Annotated in this window: 15 protein-coding genes; 11 read left to right on the top strand and 4 right to left on the bottom strand. The window is 54.7% G+C overall.

Going from position 1 to position 13,517, the window contains the following annotated elements; genetic code table 11:
- Positions 1-63 precede the first annotated feature (63 nt).
- The 8 genes from C7476_RS25345 (at position 64) to C7476_RS25310 (ending at position 8,629) form a co-directional block, all read left to right on the top strand.
- Positions 64-1,077: an SIS domain-containing protein gene (locus tag C7476_RS25345; RefSeq protein WP_114432708.1), complete on the top strand. Its 1,014-nt coding sequence runs from the start codon at positions 64-66 to the stop codon at positions 1,075-1,077.
- 81 nt (positions 1,078-1,158) lie between these two features.
- Positions 1,159-2,484 carry an ABC transporter substrate-binding protein gene (locus C7476_RS25340; RefSeq protein ID WP_114432707.1) on the top strand — a complete coding sequence of 442 codons (1,326 nt, stop codon included), beginning with the start codon at positions 1,159-1,161 and terminating at the stop codon, positions 2,482-2,484.
- A 24-nt stretch (positions 2,485-2,508) separates the two neighbouring features.
- The gene (locus tag C7476_RS25335) at positions 2,509-3,465 is read left to right on the top strand and encodes a carbohydrate ABC transporter permease (protein ID WP_245426572.1); all 957 of its coding nucleotides are present in this window, start codon (positions 2,509-2,511) and stop codon (positions 3,463-3,465) included.
- A complete protein-coding gene (locus tag C7476_RS25330) occupies positions 3,462-4,322 on the top strand; it encodes a carbohydrate ABC transporter permease (RefSeq protein WP_114432705.1) in 861 nt (286 codons plus the stop codon). Before C7476_RS25335 ends, C7476_RS25330 begins: the two co-directional genes overlap by 4 nt.
- Before the next feature lie 13 nt (positions 4,323-4,335).
- Positions 4,336-5,178: a sugar phosphate isomerase/epimerase family protein gene (locus tag C7476_RS25325; RefSeq protein ID WP_114432704.1), complete on the top strand. Its 843-nt coding sequence runs from the start codon at positions 4,336-4,338 to the stop codon at positions 5,176-5,178.
- Positions 5,175-6,038, top strand: coding sequence for a PfkB family carbohydrate kinase (locus C7476_RS25320; RefSeq protein ID WP_114432703.1), 864 nt, complete (start codon positions 5,175-5,177; stop codon positions 6,036-6,038). Before C7476_RS25325 ends, C7476_RS25320 begins: the two co-directional genes overlap by 4 nt.
- Positions 6,039-6,040: 2 nt before the next feature.
- Positions 6,041-7,444, top strand: a complete 1,404-nt coding sequence (locus C7476_RS25315) for an NAD(P)/FAD-dependent oxidoreductase (protein ID WP_114432702.1) — start codon at positions 6,041-6,043, stop codon at positions 7,442-7,444.
- A gap of 36 nt (positions 7,445-7,480) precedes the next feature.
- Positions 7,481-8,629, top strand: a complete 1,149-nt coding sequence (locus C7476_RS25310; RefSeq protein WP_114432701.1) for an ABC transporter ATP-binding protein — start codon at positions 7,481-7,483, stop codon at positions 8,627-8,629.
- Between the two features lie 216 nt (positions 8,630-8,845).
- Here the strand turns inward: C7476_RS25310 and C7476_RS28955 are convergent, their stop codons facing one another.
- Positions 8,846-9,103 carry a hypothetical protein gene (locus C7476_RS28955; protein ID WP_114432700.1) on the bottom strand — a complete coding sequence of 86 codons (258 nt, stop codon included), beginning with the start codon at positions 9,101-9,103 and terminating at the stop codon, positions 8,846-8,848.
- A 358-nt stretch (positions 9,104-9,461) separates the two neighbouring features.
- Between C7476_RS28955 and C7476_RS25300 the strand changes: the two genes are divergently transcribed.
- Entirely contained in the window at positions 9,462-10,493 is a 1,032-nt protein-coding gene (locus C7476_RS25300; protein ID WP_114432729.1) for an IS110 family RNA-guided transposase, read from the top strand.
- 603 nt (positions 10,494-11,096) lie between these two features.
- Positions 11,097-11,447 carry a hypothetical protein gene (locus C7476_RS25295; protein ID WP_114432699.1) on the top strand — a complete coding sequence of 117 codons (351 nt, stop codon included), beginning with the start codon at positions 11,097-11,099 and terminating at the stop codon, positions 11,445-11,447.
- A gap of 260 nt (positions 11,448-11,707) precedes the next feature.
- Here C7476_RS25295 and C7476_RS25290 read toward each other — a convergent pair whose 3' ends face one another.
- From C7476_RS25290 to C7476_RS25275, 3 genes are all read right to left on the bottom strand, one after another.
- A complete protein-coding gene (locus tag C7476_RS25290; RefSeq protein WP_147274737.1) occupies positions 11,708-12,232 on the bottom strand; it encodes a hypothetical protein in 525 nt (174 codons plus the stop codon).
- Positions 12,233-12,434: 202 nt separating this feature from the next.
- Positions 12,435-12,677: a hypothetical protein gene (locus C7476_RS25280; protein ID WP_114432696.1), complete on the bottom strand. Its 243-nt coding sequence runs from the start codon at positions 12,675-12,677 to the stop codon at positions 12,435-12,437.
- 71 nt (positions 12,678-12,748) lie between these two features.
- Complete coding sequence (locus tag C7476_RS25275; protein WP_114432695.1) at positions 12,749-13,069, bottom strand: hypothetical protein; 321 nt, start codon at positions 13,067-13,069, stop codon at positions 12,749-12,751.
- Positions 13,070-13,256: 187 nt separating this feature from the next.
- On the opposite strand from C7476_RS25275, the gene C7476_RS25270 reads away from it, so the two are divergent.
- A complete protein-coding gene (locus tag C7476_RS25270; protein ID WP_114432728.1) occupies positions 13,257-13,466 on the top strand; it encodes a cold-shock protein in 210 nt (69 codons plus the stop codon).
- Positions 13,467-13,517: the final 51 nt, after the last annotated feature.

Genomic DNA, 13,517 nt, shown 5'->3' with positions numbered 1-13,517 from the left:
TCGCCCAGGACTGGATCGCGCTCTTGAGGGCGGATCTTGAAATGCGCAAACGGGAAGGTTTTAATGCTCAACTTCGATAAAGATCGCTTCGTGAACATACAACGTGGCGCAGTTGCCATTGCGGAAGACGTGCGCGTTTTGATGCGCAAGTTGCTTGATGATGGTCTGGAACGCGTTTTCTTCATGGGTACGGGCGGTGTACAATTTCTCACCCAGCCCGCGATTGAGCTTGCGCGCGCTTCGACGGTTTTTCCGGTGTCTGCAGCGTTTCCTGCGCAGGTTATTCTGGAAGCCCCCGCTGGTCTGGACGAAAGGGCGCTGGTCATTCTCCCGTCTCTATCCGGAACCACCAAGGAAAGCGTGCAGCTCTTGTCCTTCCTGAAGGAAAGAGGCGTCAAGACACTGTCGCTTACCGGCCACAAGAACACCCCGTTGGGTAGCGACGCTGATTATAACTTCACCAACTTTGCGGAAGACGACACCTCATCGGAGTCCTTTTACCTGCAAACGCTGCTGATCGTTCTAGCGCTCCTTGCTGAACGCAACGAGTTTGCCGACTTCGACAAGACAGTGGCGGAACTGAAGCTGCTGCCGGAACTCCTGGTCTCGGTGAAAGAGAACTACGAGGCGCGCGCTGCGACGCTGGCTAAAGAGATCAAGGATGAGAATTACCACATCTTCACGGGTGCAGGTTCGGTCTGGCCGCAAGCGCATTATTACGGAATGTGCATCCTCGAGGAGATGCAATGGATACGCACGCGTCCGGTTCATGCATCCGATTTTTTCCACGGCACGCTCGAACTAGTTGAGCCCGGCGTAAGCCTGTTCATTTTCAAGGGCGAAGACGCCTGCCGTCCTTTGGCCGACCGCGTCGAGAATTTTGCGAAACGCTACACGGACAAGGTACGCGTTCTGGATGCTGCCTCTGCGCAACTTCCGGGCGTTTCCGACAAGACGCGCAAGCTGATATCGCCGGTTATCCTCGCAACCATGCTGGAGCGCCTGAGCGCGCACCTGGAGGTCTTGCGCGACCATCCACTCACCACGCGCCGCTACTACAAGCGCGTCGAATATTGAGCTGTTCCCGGTTCGATAAAACCGGACCGGGACCGCAGGAACTTGGATGCAATTAAAGAAAACCAAAGAGAGGAACTCGAAATGAAAAATATTGCGTTTTTGAGCACTACAAGTCTCGCGTCTTTCGTAGCGGCCGGGTTGATTGCCGGCGGCGTCAGTGCCGCATGGGCAAAAGATCCGGTCGTTGCGGATCCCGCTGCAAAAGTCGAATATTCGGGAACTGTGAGCATTCTGACCAAGTTCGGTCTACAGCAGCTTTCACCGTTTTTTGTGAATGTGGCGAAAGAATACGAGAAGCTTCATCCGGGCGTCAAAGTCGAGCTCATTCAAGAGAGCGACGACAGCGTGAAGGGCAAGACAAAGGCGCTTGTTGCTTCCAATTCCTTGCCCGACATCTACTTCAGCTGGACTGGCAGCTGGGGTGAAAACTTCGTCCGCGGCAATCGCGCTGTCGATTTGACACAGGTGATTGGCCCGGACACCGAGTGGGGCAAGAAACTCGCACATGCCGCCGTTAGCGCCTTCCAGTATAACGGTAAGCTCTATGGTATCCCCCTTTACCTTGACGCCAAGTTCATGGGCTATAGCAAGCCATTGTTCGAAAAGGCGGGTGTTGCTGAACCCAAGAGCTTCGATGAGCTGCTCAGCGCCTGCGCAACCTTGCGCAAGTCGGGCGTCACGCCGATATCGTTCGGCAACAAGGAAGGCTGGCCGGCCGTGCACTACGCGGGACAGCTTCTCGCCTATAATGTGCCGCAGGCGACGCTCGAAAAGGATTTCAAGCCAGCAACGGCCGAGTATTCAGACCCGGGCTATGTCGTCAGCCTTACGCAGTTCAAGCAGTTGATCGATGAGTGCTCGGATGGAGCGGGGACAAACGGCTCGTCCTATGCATCGGCACTACAGCAATTCAGCAATGCCAAGTCTGCAATGTACTATCAGGAAATCATCGAATTCGATCAGAGCACTGCTGATGGGGCGTTGAAGAAGGACGATTTCGGCTACTTCAAATTGCCTGCTCCGAAAGATGCCAAGGGCGACGTGAAGTCGATCGAAGGCGCACCGGAAGGCTACATGATCAATGCTGCCTCGAAGAACATTCCGCTCGCCATCGATTTCATGAAATTCGTCACATCGGCCGAAAACGGCAAAATCCTGTCGGCTCCACCGTACGGTCAGCCAAGTGCGACGGTCGGTGGCTATTCTACAGACACGATGAACCCTGCGGTCGTCGGTGGACTGAAGATCATCGCAGACTCTTCGTACCTTATGCCATGGCTGGATACCGCCAATCCACCACGCGTGGCAGCTGCCTGGCTTTCGGGCCTGCAGGCACTCATTGGCGGCTCGCTGACTCCAGAGCAGGTCTTGGAACAGGTGAAGAAAGCTGCGGCCTCTTCCAAGTAAGAAAGCTGTCAGACGATGACTGTCATGAAACATGACTATAAGGGTGAAGCCGCCAAGGCAGGCTTCACCCTGCGAAGAAAAGCCGATGCGGATCATGCCGGCATGCTGGCGACGCTGGCGTCGTTGCGCTGGGTCCTCATAGCGTTCGTTCTCCTCCTGTGGTTCGTCTACTATCCGATCATCGACAATTTCGTCGTGAGTACGAAGAACCAGGATATTTTCACCGGCGAGACGGCATTCATAGGCCTGGACAACTACCGGCGCCTGCAAGGTGACCCGATCGTCTGGACTTCAATCCTCAACAACACGCTTTATGCAGTCATCTCCATCATATTCCAGGTATTCGGCGCATTCGTACTGGCCGCGATAATTGAGGGCCTCGACAACGAAAGATGGCGCAGGTTCTGGCGAGCCGTGTACTTCATACCCTCCGCCATTTCGATCACCGTCACGGGTCTGTTGTTCTATTTCATATATCAGCCGGACATCGGTCTCCTGGACTCGGCGCTTACGCAAATCGGTTTGGGGAACTGGTCGCGCGCTTGGCTAGGCGAAGAGCAAACGGCGATATATGCCATCATCGCCATGAGCCAATGGCAGGGTTTCGGCTATTCGACGCTGCTATTCGGCATTGCAATCCAAAAGATACCGCTCGAGCTATACGATGCAGCCATCATGGACGGAGCGGGCACCTGGCGCCGCCTGTGGAGCATCACGATGCCGCTCACCCGAGAGATGACGGCACTGATGGTGATTGTCACGATTACCGGTGCATTCCAGGTATTCAACGAAGTCATGGTCATGACGGCTGGCGGCCCCAACAATAGCAGCCAGGTGCTAGGAACCTGGCTCTATCAACAAGGCTTCATCGAGAACGATTTCGGCTATGGCGCGGCAGTTGCATCCGTCATCTTTGTCATAACCCTGCTGACCGGCTTCGGACAGCTTTGGTACACGAAGAGGCGGAGGGTTCATCTATGAGCGTCGATGTTAGAACCCTCGAGACGGAGCGCGTTGATTTCGTTCACGTCCTCGCAAAAGTCTGCCTCGTCACTTTTCTTGTCAGCCTCGGCATCGTCGTCATCTATCCCCTCGTCTGGATGGCCTTGAACGGCTTCAAGAGCAACTCGGAGATCTTCGGAAATCCGTTTGCGCTTCCGACGAACTTCACGCTTGGCAACTACGTATCCGCGTGGAACCAGGGCATACGCAACTACATAGCGACAAGCGTCATCGTCACGCTTGGATCGGCGATCTGCACCGTACTGATCAGCGCCTGGACTGCTTACGGCCTGACGCGCTCGAAGCTACCGGGAAAACCTTATTTCGTCGGCATCGTGCTCGGCGGTCTCATGCTGAGCCCGACGGTCGCTGTCATTCCGCTCGTGCGCATGATGCAGGAGCTGGGCCTCTATAATACCTATTGGGCACTGATCATTCTTTATACGGCCTTCCGCATTCCGTTCACGACCTTCCTAATCCGCGCTTACATGCTTGGCCTCCCGCGTGATCTCGACGAGGCTGCCGTCATGGACGGCGCGAGTGAAGGCCAGATCTTCTGGCGCGTGATCTTGCCGCTGTGCAAGCCGATACTGGTGTCCTGTGTCATCCTGCACGTCCTGTTCGCATGGAACGAATATCTCTTCGCAATGATCTTTACGAGCGGTGCGGACCTTCAGACACTTCCTGTCGGCCTGACATCGATCATGTCGAAACACGGAACGAATTACGCCGTGGTTTTTGCGGCCATGACCTTGTCAGCACTTCCCATTGTCATCGTGTTTTTTGCCGCGCAACGTTTTTTCATTCGAGGCCTCGCCGAAGGCATCGGGAAATAATGGAGCAGCCGGAATGTTGAGACATGAACAGCTTATCGGAGCCAATTTCTCTTTTCAGCACCATCCGTTTCGATGGGCCGCCGAACAGCTTCGCCAGATGGGCTTCAAGCGAATGGAACTTTGGGGAATTGCGCCTCATCTCGATCTCTTCCACGACAGCCGATCGCGCTTGGCGGAGGTAAAATCCATCCTTGAAGACAATCAGTTGACGGTTCACTGCTTCACGCCGGAGCAGGTGCTCTATCCCATCAACATTGCCTCGGGCGACAAGGCGTATCGCGAGAAAAGCGTGGAGCGTTTCCTTCTTGCGGCCGACATTTGTGCGGAATTGCAAGCGAAATATCTGTTTCTCACACCTGGCCGCGGCTTCGAATGCGAGAGCCGTGAGCATGCATGGGCCAATTCGACCGAGTCCGTCAGCAAGATCGCCGCTCACGCCAAACGGCTTGGGATAGCCTGCCTTCTTGAACCTTTGCAGCGCACCGAAAGCAACATCGTCAACAACGCAGATGAGCTGTCTGTCTTCTGGCGTGAGATCGACGCCGACAATGTCGACGTGGTCCTTGATCTCGTTGCAATGGCAACGGCGAAGGATGATGTCGCTGGCTATGTCGATAGGTTCGGCAAGCGTCTTTCCCATGTGCACATTGTCGACGGAACGCCGGCAGGTCATCTGGTCTGGGGCGACGGCAACCTGCCTCTGCACGACAATCTGGGCGAACTTGATGCGAGTTCTTTTGCCGGGACACTGACATTCGAGCCCTTCGGCAATGGCTCATATGCGCTTGATCCCGTTTCGGCCTGGCAACGCTCATTGAAAGCAATTGCCCCTCTTCTCGATCATGTGGACCAATGATGAACGCTAATCCCACTCTGATCGCCGTCGGCGACAATTGTCTTGATGCTTATCTGACCAAAGGTTTTGTCACGGTTGGAGGGAATGCCCTCAATGTTGCGGTGCAGTGGAAGCGGCAGGGCTACAATGCACGCTATTTCGGTGCCTTGGGGAGTGACGAGGAAGCGGAGATCATGCTTGAGGCAATCGAGCAGGCAGGCCTCGATCGAAGCGACGTGGAGATAGCGGCCGGCAGTTCAGCGGTGACATTGCTGGCAGATGACGCGGGCGAGCGGCGTTTCCTGCTCGAGTCGCTCGGTGTCGGCGCGAATTTCTACCCGAAGAGCGAACATTACGATCAACTGCTCGAAGCCGATTGGGTTCATCTCGGTACGAATTCGAACGAAAGTCTGGTGCGCAAGCTCGTGACGAACGGCGCAAGATTCAGCGTCGACCTCTCGACACGGCACCTGGACTTGCCACTGGACAACGTGCCGCTCGTTTTTGCATCGGGTCCTGATGATCCGGCCGAACCGGTCAAACCGCTTATCGAGAGGTTCAAGCAGGCAGGTGCGCAGCGGGTGGTGATTACCTGTGGCAAGCGCGGCTCGTTCTATGACAATGGCAGCGAGCTATACTCAGCCGGGTCGGTGCCCGTATCGGTCGTTGACACATGCGGTGCCGGTGACAGCTTTATCGCGACATTTCTCATATCGCGTTTCGTTGAAGGGCGGTCCGAGGCTGCCTCGCTGCATCTTTCCGCCATCCGCGCCTCGGAGACCTGCACGCATCTTGGCGGGTTCCCGCAAGAAATCATGCCGATTCCTCAGTGGCTTCTCGAGAAATACGACGGCGTCATCCGTACGGCGCAAAGGGGATGAGCATGAGTAGCATCAAAATGAGACCACCTGTCGCGGCGGCAAAAGACGACCGCTCTTTCTGGCTGCAGAGTATAGATGCCGATGCCAGTACCGTGCCTCTCCGGGGCACCCAGGAGTGCGACGTGGCAATCGTCGGCGGAGGTTACGCAGGGCTCTGGACGGCACTGCGCATAAAGGAGCAAGCGCCTGAAACGCGCATCACGATTCTTGAAGCCGACTTTTGCGGTTCGGGCGCGTCTGGCCGAAACGGAGGACAGGTCCATACCTGGTTTGCAGAGATCGACCTGCTGCGGGATCTGGTGGGTGATGACGATGCACTCATGTTGTGCCGCGCCACCGCCGATGCCATCGAGGAACTCAAGTCCTTGCAGGATTCCCGCATTATCGACATGGATCTGCGGCTTGACGGCTGGTTCTGGACTGCAAGCTCCACCGCTCAGGAGGGAGCGTGGTCGAAAGCCTACGATCTCTGCCGCGCATTGGGCGAAGACCATTTTCGAACCCTTGATCGCACTGACATTCTGCAGCGTACCGGCTCGGACGTCTCCTATGCCGGGATTGTGGAGGACAAGGCCGGTACTGTTCAACCTGCCAAGCTTGCGATTGGTCTGCGTCAACTGGCTCTTTCAAAAGGCGTCGTGATTCACGAACACACCCCTGTTGCCGAAATCATGCCGGGGCAACCGACCAGATTGCGAACAGGTCAAGGCGTATTGTCTGCCAACAAAGTCGTTCTCGCCGCCAATGCGTGGCTTTCAGCGATACCGGAACTGCAACCCTATCTCTATGTGGTCAGCAGCCAGGTCATCGCTACGGCACCCGCTGGCGACATATTGGACGAGATTGGCTGGGTCGACGGCGCATCGATCTGCGATGCACAGCACCATGTGCTCTATTATCAGCGTACGCCCTCAGGCCGGGTCATCTTCGGTCGTGGAACAGGCGGCATCTCCTATCAGAACCACATCGACTCAAGCTTCAATCGCAGTGGAGACAATGGTTTTGACAATATTCGCGAGATGCACCGGGTGTATCCTCAGCTGAAGAATGTTGCGGTTCAATACGATTGGAGCGGGCCGATCGACTGCACGGCCCAGCATCTTCCTGTTTTTGGCCATTTGAGAAATCATCCGAACATTTTCTATGCCGTGGGATTCAACGGTACCGGGATCGCGCAGACCCCTGTAGCCGGCCGCATCATGGCAAGTCTCGTGCTGGAACGCGATGACAAGTGGAGCAGATGCGGACTGGTTGGGATCGACCGCCGCACGAAACTGCCTCCGGAGCCATTGCGCTATGTAGGCGCAAAAATCGTGCGCCGGGCCATTCGACGCAAGAACGACGCGGAGATTATCAACCAAAAACCCGATTGGATTACGCGATTTCTCGCCAGCATGGCTCCCTGATGCCGAGCGGTGAAAAGCAATCATAAGGAATGAACGATGGCCGACTTGTCGCTGAGAAACATACGTAAATCTTATGCCAACCTGGAGGTTCTGCATGGGATAGACCTCGACATACGATCGGGTGAGTTCATCGTCTTTGTCGGCCCTTCGGGCTGCGGGAAATCCACATTGCTCCGCTCAATTGCAGGTCTGGAAACGATCACGTCAGGTGATCTGATCATCAATGGTGAGCGTATCAATAATGTGGCGCCTTCCAAGCGCGGCATCTCCATGGTGTTCCAGTCCTATGCGCTTTATCCACATATGACGGTCTTTGAAAACATGGCCTTTGGATTGCGCATTGCCGGCCTGCCGAAAGCTGAAATCGACAGGCGGGTGCGCAATGCGGCGGCAATTCTACAATTGGATAACTATTTGCAGAGGCTGCCAAAGGCGCTCTCCGGTGGGCAGAGGCAGCGGGTTGCCATCGGCCGCGCGATAGTGCGTGACCCCCGGGTCTTTCTGTTCGATGAACCATTGTCCAACCTGGATGCTGCGTTACGAGTGGCCACGCGGATCGAGATCGCGAAGCTAAAGCAAAGCATGCCGAAAGTGACCATGATCTATGTAACCCATGATCAGGTCGAAGCCATGACATTGGCGGATCGTATCGTTGTGTTCAAAGACGGCTATATCGAGCAGGTCGGAACGCCTCTCGACCTATACAAGAATCCAGCCAACCTGTTTGTCGCCCAATTCATCGGCTCCCCCGCAATGAATATATTGGACGGAATGGCCGAAAAGGATTCAACTGGCTCGGTAAGGTTCCTATCGGATTGTGGCGTTACTCTTGACGTTGGTTTGCGCCCCGATGGCATTTCAACAGGGGATAGAATCAGCATTGGCATTCGCCCTGAGAATACGCAGATCGCCGAAGCAGAGACGAGCGGCGGAGTGCTTACAGGCATCATCGATTTTGTGGAACACCTCGGCGAAGTACAAATTCTCTATGTCGATATGCAGGGCTCCGACCGAAAGTATTTGATCAAGGTTGATGGTACGGGCTCCTACGCAAGGATGAATACGATCGACTTTACCGCCCGCGCGCAAGACATCCACGTCTTCGACGCCAATGGCTCTGCCATCGCAACACGAGTAGTGCCGGCCAAACCACACGTCGTAAAAAGTGATGCGACCTTGGGCTAGCGCTGCAATGTCTGCTTAAGTGCAAGTGGGCTATGCTCAAAATCGATGTTCGCGTTCTGTATTTTTCAAGTTGCATCAGGTCTCGTATTCGAAGCCAACTCGACTCAAAGTATGCAAACGTTTTCGGCATGCTGGTGGCAGATTTAACACCATAGCTTGATAGGGAATACTAGGGTCGATGATCCCGCTCTTTGAAGTAGGCCAAGTTTCTCGGTATCAAATATTCGATTTAATTGGAAACATGTCTTCACCAAAGTGATGAAGGCGAGTGTGATGTCGTCGGCATAGCCAACGGACTTGCAGTGGTTCATCGTATCGATCGTGATGTGCGTCGACAGCTTCAATACCGCAGACTTCACAGACATGTCTTTCCAACTGTCCAGCTTTCAGCGCTCGTTGCACCGCCAGATGGGCATCATATTTTTTCGGGTTCGCGCGACGCCAATTTGCCTGCCTCGTGTCACTCTCGATCATTATATTGGGTTCCGGTCACTGCTTCGAAGTGGGCAACGAATGCAAAATATAGCATCAAACCAATTCGCAAGATATGTTGGCCTAGAGACGTTTTCCGAACGGTGTTATTTTGTGGCTGTCCAAAGCTCAACGTTTCCCACCTGCCGAGGAAGAGTAAGCGAAATTTTCGACATTGGCGCTACAATCCGAATTTGCGGGAAATTGCCTCTTGTCGGCATTTTCAAACATGGGGTAATCGCGGCGCGATCGTCCCAGGCCATTTTTGTAAGATGATGGCTGGCGAGGGTGGTTGCCCCCGATAAGATGGAAATACGGGCTCACGATTGGAACCGGGCCCAAACATCAAATGGAGGCAACCGTGGACCAATATATAGGGCTGGACATTTCATTAAAAGATACCGCGATCTCGATCCGACAAGACGGGAAGCGGATCTGGCGGGGAAAGTGTCCCTCTGACCCAAAACTTCTGGCGGAGATGATCCGCAAACACGCTCCGCACGCCAAGCGCGTTGTGTTCGAGACGGGGCCGTTGTCGACGTGGTTCTATCATGCGCTGACAGCCGAGGGGGTTCCAGCAATCTGCATCGAAGCGCGGCACGCGCAAAAGGTCTTGGACGAGACGCTCAACAAGACCGACGCCAATGACGCGGATGGCTTGGCCCATTTAGCCGAAGCTGGGTTCTACAAGGCCGTCCGGTTGAAGGCTTTCGATAGCATGCTGACGCGCACACTGGTGGCGGCTCGCAATCAGCTTTTGACTATCTCGACCCAGCTCAGCAATCAAATCCGCGGCCTGATGAAGACATTCGGTCTTATTGTCCCGAAAGGGAAAGGTCGGATATTTGATGGGAACATTAGGCAATTGCTGGATGGGAATGACGGCCTGGGAAAGATCATATTGCCTCTGCTCGAGGCATGGCGCGACATACGCAGGCGCGCGGCCGATCTTGATCGGCAGTTGCTCGCAGCGGCGCGGGAGAGCCAGGAGACGAAGCTTTTGATGACGATCCCGGGGATCGGCGCCGTCACCGCCATCTCGTATGTCGCAGCGATCGAAGATCCAGAAAACTTCAGAACGTCGCGCTCAGTTGGCGCCTGGCTTGGGCTGACAACGCGGCGCTACCAGTCCGGCGAAGTCGATTATGACGGTCATATCTCACGCAGAGGCGACAACCATCTGCGGGGCTTGCTTTATGAAGCAGCGACGGTACTCCTCACAAGAACCAGTGCCAGAAACGAAAACAGTCTCAGGAGCTGGGGACTTAAACTGCGTGAGCGGCTGGGCTTCAAGCGCGCCGCAGTGGCGGTCGCGCGAAAGCTGGCCGTTATCATGCATAGCATGCTCAAGACAGGGGAAGTGTTCAACGCATTGGCTGGCGCTACCGCATAAGCGAAGAACCAGCCTTCTCACCTCAGCGCGTCAAATCTGATTTGAGGCACTGAGCGTCCGTGCTGCGGACGTGGGTTGGATCATTCCGTTCATGTTCGCTGCAGCTCTTTGAGAGACTGCGCTTCAAACATAGGAAGATCCACCCTGCGAAGACCCATTATGCGGCGACCATGTGTCGACCGCGGAGACAACGCTGCTCCCGGCACCGGATAGCTCTGAAGAAAAAAAGTCGCTGAGGCCCGATCGAACTGAATAACGTACGCCGCCCAGCGTGTTCCGCAGCACGGCGACGTTGACGAGTGCCCACCGCTCCTTGACTCTTGGAACGCTATTAGACAACGAATATTTAACCGCCCTTCCGCACTTGTACAGGTGCGGATTCCATGCCGCGGTTAGGCCTTAAGCGGGCTTACATCAGAGCGATGCGCGTACCCGGTATGTAGCTAACCGACGCGCCTTTTTCTTAATTTCACTTTGGCCGTTGCTTCATGCCAACGGGAAAGCCAACCTTCGTCAAAATAGATAAAAGAACTACTCACACATCCCATTGGGGGCTTGTACATGCGGACCAATGTCTGTTGATTGCCTGCGGGAGTTATTGGGATGGAACTAAATGAAAAGAATTGTCTCGCAGCGATTTGCGCCGGCTGTACTACTTCAAGCAAAAGCTTTTACAAGGACAAAACCAAGGGTGATAAAATATCAATTTGTCGTGCTTACCTAAAAACGCAAAGTGCAACCTTCAGGCAAGACCGCAATATTTATCCGGGCGATTGTCTCGGCTACGTGAAAGCACAGAACGCAGCCATAGTTGCTGGTGTTGCCGTCGCGCTAGTCGGGGCCGCGGCGATTGCTTGCGCTAATAGCAGCAGCGGCTGCCGTGGCGGCGGGGGAGGGTACAGCACTGGTTCTGATTGGGATCAGTTCTACAACCAGTATGGCCAGCTTGTTTGAGCATGTCGAGATATCGGAACCGGACGCTTTACCTATGAGTATGCCTGTTCCGGATTGCCACAAACAGACTACAGATGGCCCGCTAAATATGCATAACAGGCCCGTCGCATAGTGCGCAGGGCAGAACACCCTTGCACATCTCAGCCATTCATCTTCTTCGCGAGGTGGCCCAATGTAGATATTGAGTGTTTCGTCGAAAAATGGCCATGAGTGTTTCTGGCCCGCTTGGGATCTACTTCTGCGTCCCAGCCTTACGCCACCTAAGGATCTTTATCGATACTTGCTAGAATTCGGGCACGGTCGAGAAGCTGTTTCAGAATATCCACTGCCTTGGCAGCCTGCTCCGGCGAGATTGATGGGGCAGGCGACACGCTCTTGCGTTGTATGCGGATATTGCGGAAATCTCCCAAGGTTTTTGCTGCACCCGGAACGACGGTTTCAAGCCGGGTAATCATTGCAGCGAGCTGCGACACGTCAACCTTGTGCTGGGCGTTGGCAATAACTTTGATCCCGGCATGGTTTGCGATGGCAAGACTTGCCTGGCGCACACCTTCAACCGCCAGCAAGAAGCGGGATTGCGTAGTGGTAACCTTTCTGGTGTCCGTTAAATATGCCTCAGCATCTGTCAGGCGCTGGCGAATGACCGCTTCATCGCGCCGGATGATTTTGACCGCGCCAATCTTGACGAGGTTTTGAATGTTTGCTTCCCACGTCATCTTGATCGTTTGATGGCTACTCCAGTTCCGGGACGTCGCCAGATCGAAACAGAATCGTCGGAGGCCCATAGCCTCCCGCCTCAGGCTGGACATCGCGAACCCATGCCAAGACGCCAGCGCATTTTACCGCGAGATAGCGCGCCATTCGAGTGGCATCTTCCGGGGTATCGAACTGCATTGGATCATAGGCAGGCACAAGTTGCCCATTGTCTGCCCGACTGAATGCGACGACAACGATGAGGCGGCGGGATGATCATTGGCGTCAGCCAATTTAGACGTCCCTTTTCTTTGTCAATTTCGATAACTGGGTTTCTATCGCAAGCGCAATATCGTCACGCCGCGCCAACGATAGGTTGTCGGCTATTTCTATAATGGCGGACAGTATTTCGTCTTTGTGCCAGCCTACATCCGATGCTTGGCCGATCAGTTCTATCAGCTTGTCCTCAATCGCCAACTGACATGCATCAAAGCGCTCGGGATGATTTCTGGAATAGTGAGGTCTCGGAATTGGCATGATATCTTTCTCCTCAAAGGATATCTCGTTTCATCAGACGTCATCTCTGCAGCGTATCAGCCGGCTCGGCCCTATTCAGTGACCTCTGATGGAAACTCAATGGGTGCCAGGCCCTGCATGACACGAAGCTTGTTCGCAGTCGTGACGGACAGGTTGGTCCATATGTCGGCTATCGTCTCAGCCGCTTGGATGAGGTCATCATCAATGTCGTGCTGTTCCATTTCTTCGATGATGCGATCAAAGGTCTGGGCGCCTTGCTCGACCACACGGTAAAGCCTGGCTGCCTGCGCAGTGTTCAAATCAGCGATCTCAAGTGTATGCGCAACATCGTCCGCGATCTGCTTGGCGAATTCCGCTTGCTCCTGCAGCGTTGAAATCCAATCGATGGCCATGATCTCCCCCACAACAAATTCGCAGAGCCTATGGTCGCCGTCAATCCGCCTGTGGCCGCGAGGATTGTCACAAATCTCGAGCCGCACAGTGGATCAAGGCCTGGCGAAATTCAAAAGTCCTTATTGTGACGGTGCGCTTATCGCGCTATCGATGTGATAGTTGTTGATGTGGCAGGGGGGATTCATCTTGGCCAAAGGCACCGTCAAATGGTTCAATTCGACAAAGGGATTCGGCTTTATTCAGCCTGACGACGGCGGCGCAGACGTGTTTGTACATATCTCTGCCGTTGAGCGCGCTGGATTGCGCAGCCTCAATGATGGTCAGAAAGTTAGCTACGAGCTGGTGCAGGACCAGAGGTCCGGCAAGACATCGGCTGATCAGTTGAGTGTGCTCTGATGCGCGAGATCCTGCCGTAGGCCGGCGAGAAATCCGGCGTCCCCAAACCTT

Origin of the sequence: Phyllobacterium bourgognense, from assembly GCF_003337575.1 — a bacterium.
GTDB lineage: Bacteria > Pseudomonadota > Alphaproteobacteria > Rhizobiales > Rhizobiaceae > Phyllobacterium > Phyllobacterium bourgognense.
Note: the sequence above shows the minus strand (reverse complement) of the source record. Positions and strands in the feature narration are given on the sequence as shown.